The sequence below is a fragment of the Gordonia sp. N1V genome (assembly GCF_029269935.1).
Lineage (GTDB): Bacteria > Actinomycetota > Actinomycetes > Mycobacteriales > Mycobacteriaceae > Gordonia > Gordonia polyisoprenivorans.
The window spans coordinates 456,738-479,550 of record NZ_JARJDD010000001.1 but is presented as its reverse complement, the minus strand read 5'-3'; the positions used below and the strand labels follow the sequence as shown (position 1 = coordinate 479,550).

Annotated in this window: 28 protein-coding genes and 2 tRNA genes; 15 read left to right on the top strand and 15 right to left on the bottom strand. The window is 66.6% G+C overall.

Annotated features, from left to right (window positions below; genetic code table 11):
• Positions 1–60: 60 nt before the first annotated feature.
• From ilvC to P3L18_RS02280, 5 genes are all read left to right on the top strand, one after another.
• Complete coding sequence (gene ilvC, locus P3L18_RS02300) at positions 61–1,074, top strand: ketol-acid reductoisomerase (RefSeq protein WP_006371018.1); 1,014 nt, start codon at positions 61–63, stop codon at positions 1,072–1,074.
• A 151-nt stretch (positions 1,075–1,225) separates the two neighbouring features.
• The gene (locus P3L18_RS02295; protein WP_006371019.1) at positions 1,226–1,525 is read left to right on the top strand and encodes a hypothetical protein; all 300 of its coding nucleotides are present in this window, start codon (positions 1,226–1,228) and stop codon (positions 1,523–1,525) included.
• On the top strand, positions 1,525–2,811 hold the full coding sequence (locus P3L18_RS02290; RefSeq protein WP_014360525.1) for a hypothetical protein: 1,287 nt from the start codon (positions 1,525–1,527) through the stop codon (positions 2,809–2,811). Before P3L18_RS02295 ends, P3L18_RS02290 begins: the two co-directional genes overlap by 1 nt.
• A gap of 20 nt (positions 2,812–2,831) precedes the next feature.
• Positions 2,832–3,647, top strand: a complete 816-nt coding sequence (locus P3L18_RS02285) for a hypothetical protein (RefSeq protein ID WP_276113121.1) — start codon at positions 2,832–2,834, stop codon at positions 3,645–3,647.
• Positions 3,640–4,038 carry a hypothetical protein gene (locus P3L18_RS02280; RefSeq protein ID WP_276113120.1) on the top strand — a complete coding sequence of 133 codons (399 nt, stop codon included), beginning with the start codon at positions 3,640–3,642 and terminating at the stop codon, positions 4,036–4,038. The genes P3L18_RS02285 and P3L18_RS02280 overlap by 8 nt, the downstream gene beginning before the upstream one ends.
• A gap of 93 nt (positions 4,039–4,131) precedes the next feature.
• On the opposite strand, the gene P3L18_RS02275 is transcribed toward P3L18_RS02280, so the two are convergent.
• Complete coding sequence (locus P3L18_RS02275; RefSeq protein WP_006371022.1) at positions 4,132–4,797, bottom strand: hypothetical protein; 666 nt, start codon at positions 4,795–4,797, stop codon at positions 4,132–4,134.
• Between the two features lie 295 nt (positions 4,798–5,092).
• On the opposite strand from P3L18_RS02275, the gene serA reads away from it, so the two are divergent.
• The 4 genes from serA to P3L18_RS02255 all read left to right on the top strand — a co-directional run bounded on the left by serA (position 5,093) and on the right by P3L18_RS02255 (position 9,215).
• Entirely contained in the window at positions 5,093–6,688 is a 1,596-nt protein-coding gene (gene serA, locus P3L18_RS02270) for a phosphoglycerate dehydrogenase (RefSeq protein ID WP_006371023.1), read from the top strand.
• A complete protein-coding gene (locus P3L18_RS02265) occupies positions 6,685–7,695 on the top strand; it encodes a 3-isopropylmalate dehydrogenase (RefSeq protein WP_020170780.1) in 1,011 nt (336 codons plus the stop codon). Before serA ends, P3L18_RS02265 begins: the two co-directional genes overlap by 4 nt.
• A 180-nt stretch (positions 7,696–7,875) precedes the next feature.
• On the top strand, positions 7,876–8,226 hold the full coding sequence (locus tag P3L18_RS02260; protein ID WP_276113119.1) for a GntR family transcriptional regulator: 351 nt from the start codon (positions 7,876–7,878) through the stop codon (positions 8,224–8,226).
• Positions 8,223–9,215 (top strand): hypothetical protein, encoded by a 993-nt coding sequence (locus P3L18_RS02255; RefSeq protein WP_276113118.1) that lies wholly within the window; start codon positions 8,223–8,225, stop codon positions 9,213–9,215. Before P3L18_RS02260 ends, P3L18_RS02255 begins: the two co-directional genes overlap by 4 nt.
• Before the next feature lie 7 nt (positions 9,216–9,222).
• Here the strand turns inward: P3L18_RS02255 and P3L18_RS02250 are convergent, their stop codons facing one another.
• Complete coding sequence (locus tag P3L18_RS02250) at positions 9,223–10,443, bottom strand: MFS transporter (RefSeq protein WP_014360518.1); 1,221 nt, start codon at positions 10,441–10,443, stop codon at positions 9,223–9,225.
• Between the two features lie 139 nt (positions 10,444–10,582).
• Here P3L18_RS02250 and P3L18_RS02245 point away from each other — a divergent pair, with 139 nt between their 5' ends.
• The 5 genes from P3L18_RS02245 (at position 10,583) to P3L18_RS02225 (ending at position 13,966) form a co-directional block, all read left to right on the top strand.
• Positions 10,583–11,356: a fumarylacetoacetate hydrolase family protein gene (locus tag P3L18_RS02245; RefSeq protein WP_006371028.1), complete on the top strand. Its 774-nt coding sequence runs from the start codon at positions 10,583–10,585 to the stop codon at positions 11,354–11,356.
• Positions 11,353–12,177: an alpha/beta hydrolase gene (locus P3L18_RS02240; protein ID WP_006371029.1), complete on the top strand. Its 825-nt coding sequence runs from the start codon at positions 11,353–11,355 to the stop codon at positions 12,175–12,177. Before P3L18_RS02245 ends, P3L18_RS02240 begins: the two co-directional genes overlap by 4 nt.
• Positions 12,178–12,211: 34 nt before the next feature.
• Positions 12,212–13,720 (top strand): glutamate--tRNA ligase, encoded by a 1,509-nt coding sequence (gltX, locus tag P3L18_RS02235; RefSeq protein WP_276113117.1) that lies wholly within the window; start codon positions 12,212–12,214, stop codon positions 13,718–13,720.
• A gap of 84 nt (positions 13,721–13,804) precedes the next feature.
• Positions 13,805–13,876 (top strand) — tRNA-Gln (locus P3L18_RS02230).
• 17 nt (positions 13,877–13,893) lie between these two features.
• A tRNA-Glu gene (locus tag P3L18_RS02225) sits at positions 13,894–13,966 on the top strand.
• A 111-nt stretch (positions 13,967–14,077) separates the two neighbouring features.
• Here the strand turns inward: P3L18_RS02225 and P3L18_RS02220 are convergent.
• Positions 14,078–14,677, bottom strand: coding sequence for a hypothetical protein (locus P3L18_RS02220; RefSeq protein ID WP_276113116.1), 600 nt, complete (start codon positions 14,675–14,677; stop codon positions 14,078–14,080).
• 98 nt (positions 14,678–14,775) lie between these two features.
• Here P3L18_RS02220 and P3L18_RS02215 point away from each other — a divergent pair, with 98 nt between their 5' ends.
• A complete protein-coding gene (locus P3L18_RS02215; protein WP_276113115.1) occupies positions 14,776–15,021 on the top strand; it encodes a hypothetical protein in 246 nt (81 codons plus the stop codon).
• A 171-nt stretch (positions 15,022–15,192) separates the two neighbouring features.
• Here P3L18_RS02215 and P3L18_RS02210 read toward each other — a convergent pair whose 3' ends face one another.
• The 12 genes from P3L18_RS02210 to P3L18_RS02155 are packed head-to-tail and all read right to left on the bottom strand — an operon-like array spanning position 15,193 to position 22,806.
• A complete protein-coding gene (locus P3L18_RS02210; RefSeq protein ID WP_276113114.1) occupies positions 15,193–16,524 on the bottom strand; it encodes a hypothetical protein in 1,332 nt (443 codons plus the stop codon).
• On the bottom strand, positions 16,521–16,880 hold the full coding sequence (locus tag P3L18_RS02205; protein ID WP_276113113.1) for a hypothetical protein: 360 nt from the start codon (positions 16,878–16,880) through the stop codon (positions 16,521–16,523). The genes P3L18_RS02210 and P3L18_RS02205 overlap by 4 nt, the downstream gene beginning before the upstream one ends.
• Positions 16,881–16,889: 9 nt before the next feature.
• Positions 16,890–17,387, bottom strand: a complete 498-nt coding sequence (locus P3L18_RS02200) for a hypothetical protein (RefSeq protein WP_276113112.1) — start codon at positions 17,385–17,387, stop codon at positions 16,890–16,892.
• A gap of 8 nt (positions 17,388–17,395) precedes the next feature.
• Entirely contained in the window at positions 17,396–17,581 is a 186-nt protein-coding gene (locus P3L18_RS02195) for a hypothetical protein (protein ID WP_276113111.1), read from the bottom strand.
• A gap of 9 nt (positions 17,582–17,590) precedes the next feature.
• Positions 17,591–19,402: a hypothetical protein gene (locus tag P3L18_RS02190; protein ID WP_276113110.1), complete on the bottom strand. Its 1,812-nt coding sequence runs from the start codon at positions 19,400–19,402 to the stop codon at positions 17,591–17,593.
• Complete coding sequence (locus P3L18_RS02185; protein WP_276113109.1) at positions 19,399–20,115, bottom strand: PE-PPE domain-containing protein; 717 nt, start codon at positions 20,113–20,115, stop codon at positions 19,399–19,401. The genes P3L18_RS02190 and P3L18_RS02185 overlap by 4 nt, the downstream gene beginning before the upstream one ends.
• Positions 20,112–20,414, bottom strand: a complete 303-nt coding sequence (locus tag P3L18_RS02180) for a hypothetical protein (protein ID WP_276113108.1) — start codon at positions 20,412–20,414, stop codon at positions 20,112–20,114. The genes P3L18_RS02185 and P3L18_RS02180 overlap by 4 nt, the downstream gene beginning before the upstream one ends.
• Positions 20,411–20,641, bottom strand: a complete 231-nt coding sequence (locus P3L18_RS02175; RefSeq protein ID WP_276113107.1) for a hypothetical protein — start codon at positions 20,639–20,641, stop codon at positions 20,411–20,413. Before P3L18_RS02175 ends, P3L18_RS02180 begins: the two co-directional genes overlap by 4 nt.
• Positions 20,641–20,973, bottom strand: coding sequence for a hypothetical protein (locus tag P3L18_RS02170; protein ID WP_276113106.1), 333 nt, complete (start codon positions 20,971–20,973; stop codon positions 20,641–20,643). The genes P3L18_RS02175 and P3L18_RS02170 overlap by 1 nt, the downstream gene beginning before the upstream one ends.
• A complete protein-coding gene (locus P3L18_RS02165; RefSeq protein ID WP_276113105.1) occupies positions 20,970–21,362 on the bottom strand; it encodes a hypothetical protein in 393 nt (130 codons plus the stop codon). The genes P3L18_RS02170 and P3L18_RS02165 overlap by 4 nt, the downstream gene beginning before the upstream one ends.
• An 8-nt stretch (positions 21,363–21,370) precedes the next feature.
• Positions 21,371–22,105, bottom strand: a complete 735-nt coding sequence (locus P3L18_RS02160; RefSeq protein ID WP_276113104.1) for a peptidoglycan recognition family protein — start codon at positions 22,103–22,105, stop codon at positions 21,371–21,373.
• The gene (locus P3L18_RS02155) at positions 22,102–22,806 is read right to left on the bottom strand and encodes a C39 family peptidase (protein WP_276113103.1); all 705 of its coding nucleotides are present in this window, start codon (positions 22,804–22,806) and stop codon (positions 22,102–22,104) included. The genes P3L18_RS02160 and P3L18_RS02155 overlap by 4 nt, the downstream gene beginning before the upstream one ends.
• Between the last annotated feature and the right edge of the window lie 7 nt (positions 22,807–22,813).

The window sequence follows — 22,813 nt, the reverse complement described above, 5'->3', positions numbered from 1 at the left end:
CGCCCCACGCGGGATAACCGATTCGTTTGGGGCACAACACATATCGAAGGGAAGTCAACTGTGGCGATCGAATTGTTCTATGACGACGACGCCGATCTGTCGCTCATCCAGGGCCGCAAGGTCGCGGTGATCGGCTACGGCAGCCAGGGGCATGCGCATTCGCTGTCGCTGCGTGATTCGGGTGTCGACGTCGCGATCGGCCTGCGCGAGGGCAGCAAGTCGCGGGAGAAGGCCGCCGAGCAGGGCCTGAAGGTGATGACCGCCGCCGAGGCCGCCGCCTGGGCCGACGTGATCATGATGCTGGCCCCCGACACCAGCCAGGCGCAGATCTTCACCGAGGACATCGAGCCCAACCTCAAGGACGGCGACGCGCTGTTCTTCGGCCACGGTCTCAACATCCACTTCGGTCTGATCAAGCCGCCGGCCAACGTCACCGTCGGCATGGTCGCCCCGAAGGGCCCCGGTCACCTCGTGCGCCGGCAGTTCGTCGACGGCAAGGGTGTGCCCTGCCTGATCGCGATCGACCAGGATCCGAAGGGTGAGGGTCAGGCGCTGGCGCTCAGCTACGCGAGTGCGATCGGTGGCGGCCGTGCCGGCGTCATCAAGACCACCTTCAAGGAGGAGACCGAGACCGATCTCTTCGGCGAGCAGGCCGTGCTGTGCGGCGGCACCGAGGAACTGATCAAGACCGGCTTCGAGGTGATGGTCGAGGCGGGTTACGCCCCGGAGATGGCGTACTTCGAGGTGCTGCACGAGCTCAAGCTCATCGTCGATCTGATCTACGAGGGCGGCATCGCCCGCATGAACTACTCGGTCAGCGACACCGCCGAGTTCGGTGGTTACCTCTCGGGTCCGCGGGTCATCGACGCCGACACCAAGGACCGGATGCGCGCCATCCTCTCCGACATCCAGGACGGGAGCTTCGTCAAGCGTCTCGTCGCCAACGTCGAGGGCGGCAACAAGGAGCTCGAGGACCTGCGTAAGAAGAATGCCGAGCACCCGATCGAGGTCACCGGCAAGAAGCTGCGCGACCTGATGAGCTGGGTGGATCGCCCGATCACCGAAACCGCCTGAACACAAGCGTGATTCGTGGCCCCGTTCCCGATGGGAACGGGGCCACGTTCGTCTCGGGCGGCAGGCGAGTGGGCTGTGGATGAATTCTCGGCCCGTCGATGCATCTGTTCTACGCTTGGCCCATCGGTGTCGATCGTGATGGGGGAGAGTCATGGATGTCAATCCGGAAGCGTTGCGGCAGTTCGCCACTCGGGTCGACGAGGTAGGTGCACAGTGCTCCGCGTCGCCCATGCCGCACCACTTCGACGCCCTCGCGGCCCTGATGCCCGGCTCCACCACGGCGTACGCCGCACAGACCGCCGCCTCGGCGATGCGGCCGTTGTTGGCCGGTGTGGGCCACTACTTCGAGCAGGTGTCGGCGGCCGTGTACACCGCGGCCGGTGAGTACGAGACCTCCGATGCCGCACTGGCCGACCGGTTCGGTCGCGTCCCTGCCCCCGGGAGGGCGTGATGATTCCCAGCCGCACGGTGTTCGACACCTGGCGGACCGAATCGGTGGGGGCTGCCGGCCACACGCTGGGAGACAGCGGCGAAGCACTCGACGACGAGGTCTCGGGCGCCCGGTACGCCATCTCGCGTGTGGCGCAAGACGGTCTGTGGTCCGGCGTGGCCGCGCAGTCCGGTGAGACGGCGACCGACGTCGGCTGCCGCCGGGCCACCGCGCTGAGCGCCGTCGCGCGCAACTCGGCGATCGGTGTCGCCCGGTCCGCTCCGGACCTCACCGCGGCGGCGTCGAGGATTCGAAACCTGTTGACGGTCATCGAATCCGGCGATCTGTTCGTCACCGACGACTGGCTCGTGCTGCCGCGCGTCAAGAACTACCCGGCGACGTTGGCCGCCACGCTGGCGACCGTCGCCGACACCTTTCAGGTGCAACTCAATCCCGCCCTGGTCGACCTGAGCCGAGCCGATCACGACATCGGCGCGTTTGTGCGCCGAAAACTGATGGGCGATGGTCTCGGCCTGGCCCTTCCCGAGATCGACGCGGATCCCCACGCGCCCAAGGACTTCACCGAAGCCCCGCACGGTGACAACACCGGAGGCACCAACCCCGAGTTCGGCCGCGGCCTGCAACGTGCGCGACTGCTCGAGCACATGACCGGTACGGTCGTCGAGACCGAGACCACCACCGCCGGTGACACCACGACGACGACGGTGAGGATGCTCGACGGCTCCCGGCAGACCTACACCAGCGGTCCCGGAGTGAACCGGACCGAATTCCGCAGTCCGGAAGGTGTTCTGACCGCCACGCGCACCGTCGCGGGCGATGGCACGGCAACCGTGTCGTTGACTCGTCCGGGCAAGTCGCCCGCCGTCGTGACCGAGCGCCCCGACGGTACGACCGAGGCGGTCGTCGACGGGATCACCTTCCCCATCCCGTCCTCCCGTGACTATGCGATCGCCCTGGCCGCGGGTGGCATGTCCGCGACCGAATCCGCCGTGGCACGCGGGCTTCCCTACCTCACCCAGGCCCAGGTTGCGCGCCTGGAGATCGGTGCGAAAGCGGCCGGGCCGGGTCTGACGCTGCTCGGTACGGCGATGGGGGTCGCCACGGCGGAGAACGGCTACGAACGGTGTGTAGCAGGGGTGGCCGGCGGTGTCGGGTTGGGCGCCGATCTGGCACTGCTGGCGTTGGCCCCGGAGATGAGTCCGCTGCGGGCCTTCTGGACCGGCGCAATCGTGAGTCTTGGGGGGTCCACGGTGGGCAACATCGTGGGTCAGGTGCTGTGTCGATGAGGAATCTCGAGGTGGTCGGCATGCGGCCTGCATACCATCGATGCCCACGTGCCTGGCAGGGAGCGCGGTGGCGCCTGTGGGTGGGCAGGGTCTTCTGGGCTGTTGTCTGCTCGATCTTCGCGGGGGCGTCGGTGATGTCGGCTTTCGGCGGCAGCGTCGTCGTGGCGGTGGCGGCCGCGTCCGGCGCCGCGGGGGTCGCCCTGCTGCTGTTGTCCGAAGAACTCCGGTGGATGCGCACGGGCGCGACCCGACCGGGCCTCCGCGGTGTGCGAATCGCGGGGGCGGCATTGGTGATTCGTGTCGATGACCGCGAACGTGCGGTGGACATTGCGTTGCCGGCGGCGTTCGCCCTCGGCGGTGCCGGGGCGTTCTACGCCGTGTGCTCCGGAGAACTCGATCTCTCCTTCGTGCAACACTCGCCGCGGCCGGTCTCGCCGTTCACCTTTCTGGCCGTCGCTGTCACCGGTGCGGTCGGTCTCGTCTGGGAAATGGTTCGGCGCCGGCCCGACCCTCTGGTGCTGACCCCGCACGCCCTGGTCGTCGGCAAGAGACTCGGTCCACGGGGCGCGATCGCCTGGACCGACCTCGAACGCACCGAGCCGATGCCCACCGATGTGGGCAGACGTCGCAGGGGTGCCGACGCATGGCTGGCCATCGGCGCGGACGAGGAACCGCGGCTACGCCTGAACGTCGTGCGGCTCGGAGCGCCGACGACCTTCTGGCTTCTGGACTTCTACCGGCGGCATCCGGAACTGCGCGATGAACTCGCCGACGCCCGGGTGTTGCGGCGCCTGCGTGACGGATCACTCGTCGACGACGGTCGAGCCGATGTCTGATCGGGCCCACTCACAGTTGCCTCCGGAATACGTTGCGGTGCTGCGAGATCTGGCGCACGAGCCCGAACGCACCGAGGAGATCCGGAGCATGGTCGCCGGACTCGACGGCGTCACAGGGGTCGAAGCGGGCCTGATCGACGCCGTCCTTCCGTTGCCGAGCACCTGGCGCCCCGATGACCATGCACTGTTCTGGCGTGACCGGCGAGTCCGTGACGCGGAGCTGCGCCGGCGCATCGACGCCGCTCTCGACGACTGGATCGAGAATGGTGGATGGTCGTGGAGATCAGGCGGAATCGACGCCGAGGACCATCGGCGCATCGCCGAGCTGACGCGGCGCGAATTCGACGCCGAGATGGCCGATCATCGCCGACGACACGGTACCGGCGGATGAATCGGCGAGATCTGCACGCACGCCCGACCCCACAGACGAGTGCGCCCCCTCCCGAGGTGGGGAGGGGGCGCACTCGATGGAGCGAGTTCAGGGTCAGTAGACCGAGAAGCCCTTGTACTTGGTGTGGTTCACGTAGTTGAGGATCGGCCCGATGTTGGTGCCGGTCTCGGGGCCGAGGCAGCCGAGGAAGTAGTAGGCGTTGACCATGCCCACGAGTTTGTCGCCGACGACCACCGGGCTGCCGGAATCACCCTCGATGACGCACATCTGGGAGAAGTGCACGTCGCCGTCGGAGAACCAGGCGACACCGCAGGTGCTGCCGGTGGTGCGGCCTTCCTTGCACGCCACGGTCGGGAAACCGATCGGGCGGGTGTCGATCCCGCGGATCGTCACCGACCGCACGGTGCGCAGCGGTACGACGCGCGACGGGTCGAACTCGATGATCGCGACATCGTCCTTCGGGTCGGAATAGGTCACCACACCGGCCTGACCGCGATCCTGGAACGTCTCGGAGAGGACCTGCTGCCCGGGCTGGCCGCAGTGTCCTGCGGTGATGCCGATCAGTTGACCGGTCTTCGCATGACCGATCGTGGTCAGGGTGCACGCCTTGGCGGAGTCACCGCCCTGCAGGATCAGGATTCCTGATCCACCGCCGAGGAAGATCTTCGCCGGTGCCGCCTGTGCGGCGCCGGGAGCCCCCCAGCCGGCGAGTACCGTCGCTGCCAGGACAGCCAACAGTACTGTCAGCTTCTTCTTCATCCATACTCCACTCTGCTACCCGACCGGCGCGGCTTCTCGACCGCCGAATCGATTGTTGACACATCACCCGAAGCGCCACCGTACCGGCGGATTCGACGGGTGCCGCGGTTCGGCGACACTCTGCCGCCGCATCGCAACACTTCCGTAATGCCGCTCACAATGTACACGTCCACCCTGTGCCGCTCGGTCGCGTCGACGCCCGGCTGTTCGCCGCATCAGGAGAGGTCTCTAAGCTGACTTGCGGATGCCGTTACGGCATCGCGCCCGATCTCGCCACCGATTCTGGAGAAAAACTGTGACCTCAGCTGGCCTGCCGGTCGTTCTCATCGCCGACAAACTGGCCCCCTCGACCGTGGAAGCCCTCGGCGACGGGGTCGAGGTGCGCTGGGTGGACGGACCCGATCGCCCGAAACTGCTCGAAGCCGTCGTCGACGCCGACGCGATCCTGGTGCGTTCGGCCACCACCGTCGACGCCGAGGTCCTCGACGCGGGCAAGAAACTGAAGATCATCGCGCGCGCAGGCGTCGGCCTCGACAATGTCGACGTGCCGGCCGCCACCGAGCGCGGCGTGATGGTGGTCAACGCGCCCACCTCCAACATCCACACCGCCGCCGAGCACGCCATCTCGCTGATGCTCTCGGCGGCCCGTCAGATCCCGGCCGCCGATGCGACCCTGCGTGAACACACCTGGAAGCGTTCGTCATTCAACGGCGTCGAGATCTTCGACAAGACCGTCGGCGTGGTCGGACTCGGCCGGATCGGTCAGCTCGTCGCGGCTCGCCTGGCCGCCTTCGAGACCCACGTGATCGCCTACGACCCCTACGTGTCGCCGGCGCGCGCGGCCCAGCTCGGCATCGAATTGGTCTCGCTCGACGAGCTTCTCGAGCGCGCCGACTTCATCACGGTGCATCTGCCCAAGACGCCCGAGACCCTCGGCCTCATCGGCGCCGACCAGCTGGCCCGCACCAAGAAAGGCGTGATCATCGTCAACGCCGCCCGTGGCGGGCTCATCGACGAGCAGGCGCTGGCCGACGCGATCGTCGCCGGACAGGTCCGCGGCGCCGGCCTCGACGTCTTCGCCACCGAACCGTGCACCGACTCGCCGCTGTTCGAGCTACCGCAGGTCGTGGTGACACCGCACCTGGGTGCCTCGACCAGCGAGGCCCAGGACCGCGCGGGTACCGATGTCGCCAAGAGTGTGCGGCTGGCACTGGCCGGCCACTTCGTCCCGGACGCGGTCAACATCGTCGGCGGCACGGTCGACGAAGAGGTCGCCCCGTGGCTGGAGATGGCCCGCAAGCTCGGTGTGCTCGTCGGGGCGATCAGCTCCGAACTGCCGACGTCACTGGTCGTCGACGTGCGCGGCGAACTCGCCGCGAGCAACGTCGACGTGCTGGGGTTGTCGGCGCTGCGCGGCCTGTTCGAGGCCGCCCTGACCGAGCCGATCACCTTCGTCAACGCCCCGAAGGTGGCGCAGGAGCGCGGTGTCACCAGCGAGGTGACCACCGCCACCGAGAGCCCCAATCACCGCAGCGTGGTCGACGTCAAGGCGGTCTTCGCCGACGGCTCGGTCCACAACGTGGCCGGGTCGCTGTCGGAGCCGCGGCAGGTGGAGAAGATCGTCAACATCAACGGACGCAACTTCGACATGCGCGCCGAGGGCCTCAACCTCCTGGTGAGTTACACCGATCAGCCGGGCTCGCTGGGCAAGATCGGTACGCTGCTCGGCGACGCGGGCATCGACATCCTGGCCGCAGCGCTCTCCCAGGACGCCGCAGGTGCCGGTGCCACCATGATCTTGCGGGTCAGCCGCGAGGTCGACGACTCGGTGGTCGAGGCCATCGAGTCCGCAGTCGGTGCAACTCTGATCGAACAGGTGGATCTGTCATGAAGCTCGCCGTCATCGCCGGGGACGGAATCGGCCCCGAGGTCATCGCCGAGGCACTCGAGGTGCTGCGGGTGGTGACTCCCGACGTCGAGACCACCGAGTACGACCTCGGTGCCCGGCGCTATCACCGCAACGGTGAATTGCTGACCGAGGCCGATCTGGATTCGTTGCGCGAGCACGACGCGATCCTGCTCGGCGCGATCGGTGATCCGTCGGTGCCGTCGGGGGTCCTCGAACGCGGACTGCTGCTCTCCATGCGTTTCGCGCTCGATCACCATGTGAACCTGCGGCCCTCGCGCCGGCTACCCGGAGTGAGTTCGCCGCTCGCCGGGGACCCCGACATCGATTTCGTCGTCGTCCGTGAGGGCACCGAAGGCCCCTACACCGGCAACGGTGGCTCGATCCGTGTGGGCACCCCGCACGAGGTCGCCACCGAGGTCAGCGTCAACACCCGCTTCGGCGTCGAGCGCGTCGTCCGGGATGCCTTCGAGCGGGCGAGCCGCAGGCGCAAACACCTCACATTGGTCCACAAGACCAATGTGCTGACCTTCGCCGGATCGTTGTGGAGTCGGGCGGTCGCGGAGATCGGTGCCGAGTACCCCGATGTCACCACCGACTACTGCCACGTCGACGCCGCGACGATCTACCTCGTCACCGACCCCGGACGGTTCGATGTGATCGTCACCGACAACCTGTTCGGCGACATCATCACCGACATCGCGGCCGCGGTCTCCGGTGGGATCGGGCTCGCCGCGTCGGGCAACATCGATGCCACGCGGACCAATCCGTCGATGTTCGAACCGGTGCACGGCAGCGCCCCCGACATCGCCGGTCAGGGCAAGGCGGACCCCACCGCCGCCATCCTGTCGGTGGCGCTGCTCCTCGATCACCTCGGCGATGCCGAGGGCGCTCGACGTGTTGAACAGGCCGTCGCCGACGATCTGCTCGACCGCGACGGCCAGGAGCTGTCGACCTCGGAGATCGGTAAGCGTATTCGAGAGCGCTTGTAGCGCATAGGATTCTGCACTTGCCCGGTGGCCCGGTCCGGTGGTGTGGTGGTCGAGGAGACCCCACCCCCGGACCGGGCCACCGTCATCTGTGGTCGGCGTGAGGGGTCTCCGACGGGGACCGTGGAATGGGGATCTCGGGCGTCACTTGTTCTAGTTTCAATAGAACTATACAATCAGAGCGTGTTCATCCGAGTCGATCCCACCGATCGTTCGCCGATCTTTGCCCAGATCGCGGCGTCGGTTCGCGGCGCCATCGTCCGCGGTGACATCGGCGCCGGTGAACGGCTGCCCGCAGCACGGGAACTGGCCGCCTCGTTGGACGTGAACGTCCACACGGTGCTGCGCGGCTATCAGATCCTGCGGGATGAGGGGCTCGTCGAACTGCGTCGCGGGCGGGGCGCGGTGGTGTCCGATCACGCGCCGGAACAGGCCGAGATCGGTGAGGCCCTCGATCGGCTCATCGGGGTGGCGCAGCGGTGGGGACTCGGACCCACGGAATTGTCGGCAGAGATCACCAGGAGGATGTCATGACCGCGACAGCGTCGAAACCCACTCGGGAACAACGATTTCGGTGCGCGCTGGTGGGCGTGGTCCCGTCAGTCGTCATGCTGGGTGTCGCAGTGTCGTTGCTGTCGGCATGGCGTGGCGATCTTCCCGATCCGATGGCGTCACATTGGGGTACCGGGGGAGTCGACGGCACGAGCAGCATCGCCGGCGCGATCGTGACGGTGGTGGTCGTGTGTGTGCTCGCCGCTGCGCTGAACACCGTGGCGTCCCTCGCGATGTCACATCCCCGGCAGGTCCGGGCGAGCGTGGCGCTGATCAACTTTCTCGTGGTCGCGATCGCCGGGGTGATCCCCGCGGTGGCGGCAGGTCAGCGGGGAGTGGCCGCCGTCCACGACGTTGCCACACCGGTGGTGCCGATCCTGCTCACCCTTGCGATCGCGGCGGTCGTCGCGGCGGCGAGTTGGGTTCTCATCCCGCAGTGGGCCACCGCGGTCGGCGGGCCCGTGGGTGCGGTCCCCGCCGAAGACCTCGCTTCCGGAGAACGCTTCTATTGGCAACGCTCGGTGGGGAATTCGGTGGTCGCCGACGTCCTCTTGGCCGCCACCGCGGTGGTGCTGGTCATCATCACCGCGGTGACCGGGGTGTGGTGGCTGCTGGTGGTTCCCGCCCTGATCGTCCTCGGCGCCGTCCTGATGGGAACCGTGCGGGTGCGGATCGATCGCAGTGCGATGACGGTGCGCGGCGCGCTGCCGTGGCCGCGCCAGGAGATTGCCATGGCCGACATCGTCCGTGCCGAGGTCATCACGGTGCACGCGTTGCGCGACACCGGCGGTTACGGCCGCCGTCTTGCCATCCGGGGAGAGGGCAAGGGCGCGTGGGGATTCGTGGTGCGCTCCGGTGAGGCCGTGATGGTGACTCGCACCGACGGCCGGCGCGACTTCGTCGTCGTCGACGATGCCGCGACCGCGGCCGGCCTGATCAATGCAGTGCTCGCCCAACGTCTGCCGGGCTGAGCGACTCTCAGCCGGGCGTGTCGACCGACACCGGCTCCGGCTGCGGGAGCTGGTCGCGCGGAACCAACGGTGCCGCGATCACCGGAGCCACCGCACTCGCGGCGAAGGCCAGCGGGAAACCGACCGCGGTGATGAGGGCGCCGAACAGCGGGGTGGTGGCGGCGGTGGCCAGATACTGTGCGGTGTTCTGGATGCCGAGACCACGTCCGCTCCAGCGCGGCCCGGCGAATTCGGCGATCGCGGTGAAGGCCAGGCCGTTGTCGGCGACGGAGACGATCGAGGCCACCATCATGACAACCACGCACACCGGACTGTCGGCCCAATCGGTCAGTGCCAGAACGCCCATCGCGACACCGGCGACCACGGCGATCAGCCGGATCGGCCGCATGCGGGACAACCATGCGTCCGACCATCGCCCGGCCGCGATGCGCCCCAGCGCGCCGAGCGTCTGAGTGATCGTCACGAGGACACCGGCCGTGGCCGGAGACCAGTGGCGGGCCACGATGAGCCAGGTCGGCACGAAGGTCCACAGCATCGACTGCGGGATCACCAGGAGCACGCTGACGGCGTGTACGCGTGCCAGGAACCAGCTGTCGCGGTACGGGTTTCGTGCTGGTGCGGCGGCGATCGAGCGAGCCGACGGCGGGTCGACGATGCCCAGGACGCACGCGAGCAACCCGAGCGCGGTCACCACGATGGGGACCACCAGCGCTGCGGCGATACCGCGGTGTTGGGCGATCGCGGGCATGCTCAACGCGCACACCGCGATTCCCAGGGGTTGGGCCATCTGCCGGACGCCCATGGCCGTGCCGCGTTGGGCCGCGGGGAACCAGCCGACCACGATCCGGCCGCTGGCGCCGTTGGCGGCACCGGAGCTCAGGCCGCCGAGGAAGAGCAACGCCGCCAACACGGTGAACGGGGCCGATCGCCATGCCGCCACTGCCGTCGCGATCGCCGCCATCAAGGTCAGCGACAGCGAGATCGTCAGGATCACGCGTTCGCCGTGGCGATCGAGCAGGCTGCCCCAGCCGATGATGGCCATCATCAATCCGACCGTGGGAACCGCGGCGAGCACCGACGCCCGCGACACGCTCATGCCCTCGGCGTGCAGGGCGGGGATGAGGTAGGCGATCCCGGACACCACACAGGTCGTGGTCATCGCGGCGATCAGCGAACACGCGAGCATCGCCCACCTGCGGGTGGTGCCGATGGTGTCGGGGGAATTCATGTCGCCTCCTCGAAGCTCTCTCGGGTCTGGTCGTGTCTCATAATATGAGAAATGACTCCCATATTTTAGAACCCGTGATCTTCGGGATGCCAATCGACGTCCCGAAGTGTGGACAATGCCGGTGCGATACCCTCGGGCCATGCGTCTTGGTCGAATCGCCAGTCCCGATGGTGTCGCCTTTGTCTCGCTCGAGGATTCCGGTGACGGTGTCGTCGCCAAGGAGATCGCCGAGCATCCCTTCGGCACCCCGACGTTCACCGGTCGGAGTTGGCCGCTGGCCGATGTCCGATTGCTCGCGCCGATCCTGGCGACGAAGGTCATCTGCATCGGCAAGAACTACGCCGCGCATGCGGCCGAGATGGGGGGCTCGGCTCCCGAGAACCCGGTGATCTTCCTCAAACCGAACACCTCGATCATCGGGCCGGAGGTCCCCATCGTGCGCCCGCCGTCCTCGGACCGTGTCGATTTCGAGGGTGAGCTTGCCGCGGTGATCGGTCGTCCGTGCAAGGACGTCAAGGCCTCCGAGGCGGCCGGGGTCATCCTCGGATACACCGTCGCCAACGACGTGACCGCCCGCGATCAGCAGCAGGCCGACGGACAGTGGACACGCGGCAAGGGGTATGACACCTTCTGCCCGCTGGGGCCGTGGATCGACACCGCCTTCGATCCGTCGGATGCCGAGATCCGCACCGAACTCGACGGCGAGGTGCGCCAGCGCAGCCGAACCTCGTTGATGCTGCACGACATCGGCGCCATCGTCGAGTGGATCTCCCGGGTGATGACGCTGCTGCCCGGTGACGTAATCCTCACCGGCACCCCAGAGGGGGTGGGTCCGATGGTTGCCGGACAACGGGTTTCGGTGACCGTCGAAGGTCTGGGCACACTGAGCAATCCGGTGGTGGACAAGCCGTGACGGCACCGGTGAGCACCGCACGGATCAACGGGATCGACCTGTCCTACGAGGTCGCCGGCGAGGGTCCGCTCGTCGTGATGGTGATGGGCACCGGCAGCCCGGGCCGGGTGTGGAAGGCAAATCAGGAGCCGGCCCTGCGCAAGGCCGGCTATCGTGTCGCCCTGTTCGACAACCGTGGCATCGCCCCGTCCTCGGAGTGCGCCGCCGGGTTCACGCTCGAGGACATGGTGGCCGACACCGCCGGACTCATCGAGCATCTCGGTGGACCGGCTTTCGTCGTGGGGACCTCGTTGGGTGCCCGCATCACCCAGGAACTCACCCTGGCGCGGCCCGACCTCGTCCGCGGCGCGGTGATGTTGGCCACCTACGGCCGCAGCACGCCGCTGCAGGAAGCGATCTCGGCCGGCGAGCGCGCGCTCTACGACCAGAAGATCACCCTGCCTCCGGAGTACGAGGCCGCCATCACCGCGCACCTCAACCTGTCGCCGCACACCCTCGACGACGATCGGGCCGCACAGGACTGGCTCGACATCATCGGGTTCTCACCTCAGACCGTGACCCCCGGGGTGCGTGCTCAGCTCGGACTGCACCACCGGGAGGCCAATCGTCTCGACGCATACCGGCGCATCACCCGGCCCGCGCTCGTCGTCGGATTCGCCGACGATCGCACGTTGCCGGTCAAGCTGGCACGCGAGGTGGCCGAGGTGATCCCGGGAGCCGAGTACGCCGAGGTGGCCAAGGCCGGGCACTTCGGTTATCTCGAACAGCCGGCCGAGGTGAACCGGCTCATCGTCGACTTCTGCGACCGCCACCGGGACTGACTCCCCGGGTGGTCGGTTCGATACGCTGAGCCGCATGGCCAGTACCGATTCCGCCCGCCCCGATCCCGCAGGCTCCGACGCCGTGCGCGTCCGATTCTGCCCGTCCCCTACGGGTACCCCGCACGTCGGGATGGTGCGCACCGCGCTGTTCAACTTCGCGCAGGCGCGACACGACAAGGGCACCTTCGTCTTCCGCATCGAGGACACCGACGCCGCCCGCGACAGCAAGGAGTCCTACGACGCGATCCTGGAATCGTTGCGATGGCTCGGACTCGACTGGGACGAGGGCCCCGAGGTCGGCGGACCGTACGGTCCGTACCGGCAATCGGAGCGTCGTGGAATCCACCTCGACGTGGTGGCGCGTCTGTTGGCGGCGGGTGAGGCCTACGAGGCGTTCTCGACCCCGGAGGAGGTCGAGGCACGGCATCGCGCGGCCGGCCGGGACCCTAAGCTCGGTTACGACAACTTCGATCGCGACCTCACCGACGAACAGCGTGCCGCCTATCGCGCCGAGGGCCGCAATCCCGTTGTGCGCCTTCGCATGCCCGACCGTGACATCACCTGGGACGATCTCGTCCGCGGCGCCACGACGATCAAGTCGAGTACCGTTCCCGACTTCGCGTTGACCCGTGCGAACGGCGATCCGCTCTACACCCTCGTCAATCCCGTTGACGACGCGATGATGCGGATCACCCATGTGTTGCGCGGCGAGGACCTGTTCTCATCCACCCCGCGCCAGATCGCGTTGTACGAGGCGCTGATCCGGATCGGGGTGGCCGAGGCGGTGCCCGTCTTCGGGCATCTGCCGTTCGTCATGGGGGAGGGCAACAAGAAACTCTCCAAACGCGATCCGCAGTCCAACCTGTTCCATCACCGGGACCGCGGATTCCTGCCGGAGGGTCTGCTGAACTACCTCGCGCTGCTCGGCTGGGGGTACTCGCACGAGACCGATGTGTTCACCCTGGAGCAGATGATCGACAAGTTCGATGTCCGCGACGTCAACTCCAATCCCGCGCGCTTCGACCAGAAGAAGGCCGACGCGATCAACGCCGAGCACATCCGGATGCTCGAACTCGGTGACTTCGCCGCGCGGCTCAAGGCCTACCTCATCGAGCGCGGTCACCTGTCGGAGCCGATCGACGACGCCACCTTCACCGCCCTCGCCGAACTCGTGCAGACCCGAATCCAGGTGTTGGGCGACGCGTGGGCATTGATGTCGTTCTGCTACGTCTCCGACGCGGAGTTCACCATTGACGAGAAGGCCGCCGCCAAGAATCTCGGTGCCGACGCGGTGCCGGTCCTCGACGCCACCATCGCCGCCGTGGAGGGTCTGTCGTCGTGGCAGACGCCCGCACTGCACGACGCCCTCGACGCCGCGCTGGTGGACGATCTGGGCCTCAAACCGCGCAAGGCGTTCGGTCCGGTGCGGGTTGCGGTGACCGGGTCGCAGGTCTCGCCGCCGCTGTTCGAGTCGATGGAACTGCTGGGCCGCGACGTGAGCCTCGCGCGTCTGCGCGCGGCCCGGGAGTTGGCGGCAAAGTAGCCACTGACCAGGCGATTTGTGGTCCAGGGGTAGTGCTCTGCTAATCTATCGCAGGTTCTTTTCCGAGAGGAAAAGAGAAAACCTTGGGGTATGGTGTAATTGGCAACACAGCGGTTTCTGGTACCGCCATTCTAGGTTCGAGTCCTGGTACCCCAGCGACCACCAAGGTCTATGGCCCCGTCGTCTAGCGGCCTAGGACGCCGCCCTCTCAAGGCGGTAGCGCGGGTTCGAATCCCGTCGGGGCTACAACGAAGAAAAGACCCTCTCACCTGCACGCAAGCGGGCGAGGGGGTCTCTTCGTTGATGCCGAGTTCTGGTGCCGTGGACACGATTTGGACACACGCCCCCGAACGAACTTCACGCCGCCGGCAGCACCCAGCGCCACGACCCTGGCGTGCCTTGTTCGCGCAGTTCAAGTTCTCGCGAGCCAGCAGGAAGCGCGAACAGAATGGTGCCGCGCCCTTTCTGGCCAACATCGAGAGGCTGATAGAACGGTCCGGGATCGAAGTCCCCACACCCAATGGCGACGTCGGCCTTCGTGCCGTAGCCGTCCGCGTCGATCGCGTACCAGTTGTCTGAGGAGATGACGAACCCCGGAGGCAAGGTTGCGTTGGGCGCTGGGGTCGAATGGTAGGCCTGCGCATCGATGGCCAGTCGGTAGATCTCGGAACCCGCAGGCGGAGGCGCGCTGTCGGAGCAGTTGGCCGAGGGCACTTTGTCGAGTGCGGTGACAGTGAAGGCGAGTGAACAGCTTTCGTCGGAGGCGTCAGCACAGTTCCATCCGGCCGACTGGCCGACCGCCTTGTTGAGGACGTCCGCGGTCTCTGGCGCGGTCGATGCTGATGTGGCCGATGAGCTGTGTCGGCTGGCGGCGGTACTCGAATCTGAACTGGTCCCGCAACCGGCTGCACAACCGATGGCCAGGAGAACGACGATTGCGCCGATTGCCTTCTTCACACGTCATGTTCTATCCCACCTATAGGTGCTGACGCGACGTGAATCCCTGAATTTCCGTCAATCGATTGCGTGTCACATCCCGGATCTACGCTCACCTCATGACCGACCGCGCCCTTCTCTCCGCCGCCGCCCACGCCATCCGCAACCAGATGAAGCGCCGTCAGGTCACCGAGCAGGCCGCGATGCTCGAGACCGACCCGTCAGCGTGGGCGCGGCCAGACCCCGAGCTCGAGACGCTGGCGGTCGAGATCGACGAGGTGATGTACGGGCGCCGGCGGGAGACGCCGGGGCTGATGGAGCGGATCGCCTCGGTGTTGGGGGATGACTGGGAGCCGAGTTCATAACTTTTATTTGTTATGAACTCGGCCCGATTGAAACACCCACCAACGCCGAAAGCCGCCCCCGATCCGTGTGGACCGGGGGCGGCTTCGTCAGTGTGGCGTCACTGATATCAGTGACGGGTGTCAGTGAGGTTAGGGGCAGGCTGCTTACTTCGCGTTATGGGCGGGGTCGGATCACACGGCAGACTGTGACAAGAGCGGCACTCTCCATTGATGGCTGTGGAGATAGCCGCCTGCGATCCGCATACACTGACCGCCGTACACCTCGGAAGTCAGCAGTCGCAGATCGTCGCCGGGTCGCGGGCAGTAGAAGAGGCCGTACTTGTTGCCGTAGTTGCTGGTGTCGTGAGCTACGCAGTAGTAGATTCCCGTCGCGGGATCGACGATCCCGTAGAAGGCCCCGTGGTACCACCGATCCCCCATGACAGTCACCTTCGATGCGCCCGTAGATGCATGCGCGGCATTTACCGGCGCGGTCAGGACGACCTCAGTGGCCGAGTTGACCGTCTTGATGTAGGCCCCGGTGCGCACTCGTCCCGCCGTGGTGTACCTCGCTTCGTCTAGCACTCGCCGTCCAATGTCATTGGAGGTGAAGTTGCCTGTCGGGGATTGCAGGGTACTCGGTGCCACCAGGGTCACGTCCGTCAGATATCGAGAGCCCAGCCCACCAGGGACGGGAATGTTGTAGTGCCAGTTCTTTGCTGCACTCCGCTTTGTCCAGCTCGCCTTGTCCCACACCCATGCCGTCACATCGGCGGTGTCGCACGCCCCGTACACGTAATCCGGCGTGAAGCTGATCTGGACTACCTGACTGTTCGCGTCGGTGGCCACCGTCAGCCATGTGGCCCCGTAGTCGGTGGATCGCAGAATCTCAAACCCTTGGCCATCGCCGCCTGCCAGCCATAGGTGACCAGGAAGATATGGGTCGCACGCGATGGTGTGGATATGCCGGGTGCTCGCGCCCGTCCACTTGGTGACCCAATTCGTCCCTGCGCCAGCGGCATCCGCCAGTGTGATCGCCCATAGCTTGGGAGTCAGCCCCGAGGGGTCGGCGTACTCACCGACATAGAGATACTTGTCGTCACAGTCCATCGACGTGCCGATCCCCCCGGACCCCTGAGTGAGGGTGAGGACTTCCGCCCAACCGAAGTCCCCCGATGTTGGAATGGTGGATCGGTAGATCTTGTACCGGCTCGCCGTCGCGTCATACCCACCCAGCCAGTAGTACCCGGCGAAGCGCACCAGGTAGGCGACCGACGTCACGTCCGTGATCGCGGCAGGCAGCGACTTATTCGCGGATTTTGTTGCTCCCGCATCGTCTGACCACTGGAGATATGTGGACCCAACGTAGAAGATGCGGCCGGTGACTTTGTCCGCGCCAATGCAGAGCGGAGTGCCAGTCAACGCGGCGCTGAACCCCGCTAGACCCACAGTGGTCCTGGGCGTAAACGCATTGGATGCGTCGATCGTACCGACCGCCGCGTTGAGTCTCGTCAGCCTGCTCACGCGAACACCACCCCGCTCATGACGAGGGTGACAGCGCTGGCGGTGCCAGCGAGTGTGGACACGAAATCGCCCGGGCCGAGGAAGTTTCCCTGCAACTCATCGACGATGATCGAGTCACCGGCGATCAGAGTGTAGGGCGCAATCACACGATTGGCCGCCCCAGCCGTGCCGCCCGACTTCACCATCGACACTGACACGGTGACCGCCGATCCCGAGGTGTTGGTGAGCACCGCCCGAGCGATCTTCGCCGCCGACGCGGCAGGGCAGGTGTACTGCGTGGTCTCAGTCGCCGCGAGCTGCTGGCTGACGAGGACTTGCGGGAGCGCGCTGGTCGCGCCCATGAGATTCTGGGTCATGGGTCTCTCCTATCCGAGGGCGATGGCGAAGGCGATGGCCCTGCCGGTAGCGGTGGTCAAGGTGGCGGCGTCCCCGGAGTCGGCATGGGCGGCCGCCAAAGTCACTGCCGCAGCCGGTGATCCAGCACCCGAGACCGGGGCATAACTGGCGTCGGCGACCGCTTGGGTGAGGAGGCCGTTGGGATGGCTGGCGAGGTAGGCGTTGACGGCAGCGGTGATCGTCGACGCTGGCGCGGTGGCCGGCACCCCGAACAGGATCAGGTCCTTCAGATCGCCGCCGCCAGCGGGCACGTCGAACGCGAACCAGTCGACGCCGATCCGTACCCGCCACGGTCCGGTATCGAGGGTGACCGACTGCGCGGTGTTGCGCGGATAGAGCGCGCCGAAGCCGTCGGGTGTGACGACTTGTCCGGATGTGTTGACCCACGGCGCATTACGCGGCTCGAAGCGTAGCGACTTGGAGTCTTTGCCGGGTAAGGCGTTGAGGGTGAAAGTGATTGCTGGCATCAGGCCTCCTATGGTCCAGCGAATCCGAGTTCGCACACGGTGATCGGCGCCGGGTCGGGATCATCCTCGGTGGGTTCATCCGGCCGGGTGGCGGTGATCGTGATCCAGTTGCCGGGCTGGTTTTCGTCGACGCCGCGCGCGACCGTGAACGTCACGTCTGGCAGATCGTCGAGGGTGAATGTTGTTGCTGCCATGTGATTCTCCTAGCTCGCGGTCTGCATGAGGAAGCCGCCGAAGTGTAGCGACCCGCCACCAGGGCCGCCATCGCGGAACGGTTGCGAGGTCGTCGCGCCACTGGGCCGCATCCACCCGATCTGGCAGGTGTCCCCGGCGTTGAGGTACAGCCACGTGGCAGTGTCGTTGGCGACCATGTCGGTTGCGCGGGAACCGTTGACGAACACGACGTATCCGATGGCCTGAGTGCCTGAGCCCCACGACAACGCCCCGATGATCTGATAGAAGCCGGACCGCTGAATCGTGACCGTGCCCCGCGCCTGGTTCGTGACGGTGACCTGTGAGGTGTTGACCGTCGTGTCGAACACGTCGACCGGGAGGGTGTTGTAGGACAACGCAGTTCCAGAGCCACTCGACGAGGTGGTACTCGTCGCCGCCCGATGTAGTCGCCAGCCGATTCCGATCACAACAGAGCCCGCCTTGTCCGAGAGTGAGAAGGACGCCAATCGGAAGGCGTCGTTGACGATGCCCAGCAGCGGGACCGTGTACCGCGACATCGCGAACCCGCCATAGAGGGTGGTGGTGCCGTAGCTGAGGGTGGCCGACGAATCGGTGTAGGTCAGGACCAGCACCCGGTTCACGTGCACGTAGTAGGTGGCGTCGATGCAGCAGTACTCGATCATGTCGCCCGGATTGATCGCCCGCGACTGCGACGCCCACGCCGTCCACGAATAGGTGGTGCCCGATTTCGCGAACCGACCGAGCGTCACCCCCGATTCGTCGTAGCGCACATAGCCGCCGCGGGTGAACCCGGCATCGATGCGGCACAAGAGGTACTCGTCCTGGGGGTCGTTGACCTTCTCGCCGACGACCACGATGATCGACTGATTCGGTGTGGCGGTCGGGTAGTTGAACTGTTTGCCGTAGGTGCCGTCAGCCGCGCCCGACTTGATGCCCGCGCGCCCCGCGCTACCCCGGATGACGATGTTGCCACTGCCGTCGTCAGTCCAGTCCACCGTGGGGAGCGCGGCCCCGTCAGAACCGAAGAACACCACCGAGTTCGACACACCCTTGGCGGCGTTCGCGTTTTGCTGCGCCGCTGACTGTGCGGCCTGTGTCGCCACCGCCGTCGCGGTCGCCGACGCGGCGCCGGCCAACCCGAAGATTGACGCCACCGTGTCGAAGGCCTGCGCAATCGCCCCCGTGCCCGCCGCGGCGCCACCGGAGATCGCGTTGTTGATGTTCTGCGCGATCTGATTCGACGCCGTCTGTGCTGCCGATGCCGCCGAGGATGCTGACGCCGCATTCGACGTCGCGGTCGCCACGTTCGTGTCCGTTGTCGAGCGCCACCCCACCAGACCGGCGAACCAATCCTTCACGCCCTGGACTGCCGAGTTGATCGGCGTCACCACAAGGCCGTTGAGAATGTCGGCGATCTGCTGGAGCATCGTTTGCAGGCCACCAAGATTCAGCGCACCACCGAGAGTCGGTAACCCGGTGACGGTACCGCCGGACAGGATGGTTTTCAGACCGTTGATCCACGTACCGAGGTCGTCGGTGTCGCCGTCCTCGATGCCGGTGATGATCTCGATAAGGTCGCCGAACCCGGGCAGCTTCGACAATCCCTCGAAGAAGCCTGCACCCCCGGTGACCGTGCCGCCGGAGAGTAGCGTCTTGAGGTTGTTGATCCAGGTCCCCAGGTCGTCAGTGTCACCGTCTTCGATCCCGGTCAGGATCTCGATGATGTCGTCGATGACATCGGGGAAGATCTTGTACAGCGCCGCCACGATGTACCCGGCGACCTCTTCGGTGATCTCCGGTTTGCTGCCCGGGTATCTCACTGCGCCACCGCCACGATCTGTCGAGCCAGCCGGTCGACCTGCCCGCCGGTGAGGTAGTTGAGGGTGTGGGCGGTGCCGAGGTATCCGGCGGCGTATTGGCCGGCCGAGGCGAGATCAGGCCAGCGCCATGGTGCCCACCACGCCTGCGCGCGCTGCTCGGCGAGGCGGGTCACGAGATCGTTGGCCCACCGTTTCCCCGCCTCGGGTGAGCGCAGCGACATCCATTCGGTGGCGTCGGCGATCGACCGTAGCGGGGACCCGAGTGGCAGATCAGCGATCGGATCGCCGGGGGCGTAGACGCTGAGCAGGGTACGCGGTACCGACAGTGCGCCCGCGATGCCCGCGCGCCCAACGTGCACCGGCTGGTGCGGGTTGCCGAGCGCGGCGACGGCGAGCACGTCGAGATCGACAGCGCGCGGCAGGACCTCGCGAGCAAACGCCACCGCGACGGCCGCGCCCTGCGAGTAGCCGCCGACGATCGCCTGATATCGGCTCGCGCGCACCGCATCCCGCAGCGCCACCATGCCCGCGGCCACCGAGTCTCCGTACGACTGATCGGCGGCGCCGGTCGCGGGGCCGAATGTGGCTGGGTAGTCGACGTAGGTGAAGCGCACCGCGGTACCGGCCAGCGCGCGCCGCAGTGCCTCCGACACGGCCGAGCGCGCCGACGGGCGGGTCCAGGTGCCATCGCACCAGAGGAGGTCGACGGTCATCGACGGTCCTTCCGCTGCATCTTCACCAGCAGGATGAGCATGATCAGCGCGCCCACGACGCCGCAGTAGTAGGCGATCGGGCGGATGATGTCACGGGCGTAGTACCCTGAGTCGGTCAGCAATGTCACCGACACCTGCGTGAGGGCGACAGAGAATCCGAAACTCTGACCGAACAGGATGCGCCCGGCCGGCGAATCGATCCACCGCGACCGCAGGCCGTAGAGCACGGTGAACACGATTTGCAGAATGGTCCACGCGAAGATGGCATAGTCGCCGGGATCGAGATCCGCGAGGGTCACGGCTTCCTCCTCATGCTCTTGGTGATGGCCTCGGCAAAATGGTTGCGGCGCTCAGCCTCTCGGGACTGCGCCAGGAGGTCGGCCGCTTCGGCGCGGCGCGCGTCGACCTCGCGACGGGAGCGACGCACCTGCTCGGTTTGCGCCTCGAATCGCGACCGGCGAATCTCGGCGTCGACGACGACCGGATCGGGGCCGAGGGGACGGGGCCGGCGAAACAGATGGCACATCACCGCTCACCCGCCTCGGTCACTTGATGTAATGCCGCCGCGACCCGTACCTGCAACGCCTGGGCCTCGCCGAAGTCGGAGATACTGTCGGCCTGCGCGGAGATGGTGCGGGCCTGCTCGGTCGTCAGCTCGGTCGCGGCGTCCAGGGCTCGGGACTGTGCCGCGATCCGCTGATCCCGCTCCACTGTCATCGCGTCGAGCACCCGCCGCGGCACCAGGTCGCCCCGTACGATCGCCCGAATCACCAACCCCAGCACGGAGATGAGGAGCAGGGCCAGCGCACCGACGACGTAGAGGGCAACGTTGTCGGTGATCGGCGGACCGGTGATCACTCGCCCGGGTATGCGTCTCGCGCCGAGAGCACCTGGCCGTCAACAACCTTCGGTGTGACCTGCGGGCGAGTGAACACGAAGCCGAGTGTCACGGAGGCGACGGCGAGGATCGCGCCCTGCTGTGCGTCGGTCAGGTGCAGGCCGAAGGCGACGAAGAGCGGGACCGCGGTCTGCACGACGGCGACCAGCGCGGGGTAGACGGACTCCTTCACGGCAAGCACGACGACGAGGCCGAGGACCGCGTTGGCTGCGGCGATGATCACGCCCTGGGTTTCGGTCGAGATCGTGATGCCGAAGGTGGTCAGCAGCACCAGTGCCGCCGAGATCAGCGAGGTCCAGGCGGCGGGTTCGCGGCCGAGGACGAGGCGTGCGGGAGAGGTGGTGGTCATGTCGATCCTCACTTCTTGGTTGCGGGGTCATAGCAGCCCTCGACGCCGGCCTTGGCGCACAGGGCGGCGAGGGCGTCCACGAGGGTGCGGTTGCCCAGTTGCGGCCATCCGGGGTACTGGCCCTTGTCGCGGCCGCCGGTGAGCTGCTGGCGCACGTCCTTCACATCCGAGCCGATGGGCCCGTTGAAGTCGGCGGTGAACTTGTTGATTGCGTCGACGTCACTCATGCTGAGTCCTCCTTGATTGGTTGCCTGACGGAGCAATTCGTCCATCGGGTAGTTCGGTCCCGGGTCGGTGTGGTCCGACTCGTGGAATGCCGCCGAGATGTCCGCGTGCGTGCAGATACCTCGCTTGCCCGCCCGCACATCAGCGGGAGAGAGCCGAACGATCGGGATGCCGTACATCTGGGAGAAGTACGCGATCCGCTTCGCCAGCGTGGACACCTGGGCACTGTTGCCCAGCCATCGACTACGCGGCCATGCCGCTCGCCCGGCGGCGCAGATGTGCAGTCCTCGCGCGTTGCCCATCGACATTGCCGCCCAGGCTTGCCGGTCGTACGGGACGAGTTGCCACTCGTCGCCGTTGACGTCCACCAGGTTGTGATACGAGCCGTTCTGTTGCGATTCCATCCAGTTGATCGCGGGCATGGCGCGGTCGGATTCGGTGGAGTGCACGGCGATGAACTGGTAGTTCGTCAGCTTCTTGTCCCACAGGCCTGCGCCCATGCGCTGGTAGAACGTCATCGCTTCATCAGCTCCCCGATGGCCTCGATGACTGTGCGGCCGCCGAGTTGTGGCCAGCGACCGCCGATCTGGGCGAGCACATCCTTGGCGTCCGATCCGATGGCCGACATAAACGCCGAGGTGAACCCCGTGACGTCGGTGACCTTCAGGCCTGTCGGCAGATTCGGGTAGGTGTAGCCCTTGCCGGCGATCAGCGACATGCACTGCTCGACGGTGATCCAGTACGTCTTCGGCTGGAATCCGCTGTCGGCCACGAACACCCACCGGTGCGCGTCGTCGTACCCGGCAGCCAGTGTGTAGTGGTAGACCGTGCCGCCGCCGTAGCTCGGGGAGCGTGATCCGCCCACCCCGCGCGGGTAGTTGTTCGGCGGCGCAATCCAGTTCATCGCCACCGCGTACCCCGCGTTCACCGAGCGCACGAGACGACCCCAGAAGTCGTTCACCTGCGCAGCGGTCGGCGGATCGTTGGTGATCCACTGGGTCAGATGGTCGATGCCCAGGTGGTTGCCGAGCACCCGATCCAGGTAGGCGATGCTGTCGGTGCCATTGACGGTGGTGCCGAGCTCGCGGGCCAACTGCGACTCCGGCACCACCCGCTGCGTCTTCGCCCAGATCGCATTCTGCGTGGTCGCCGGACCGCAGTTGTACCCGGTCTCCTGTGTCACGATCCCGGCATTCACCGGGAGAGTTCTGACTGTCATGTGTCCC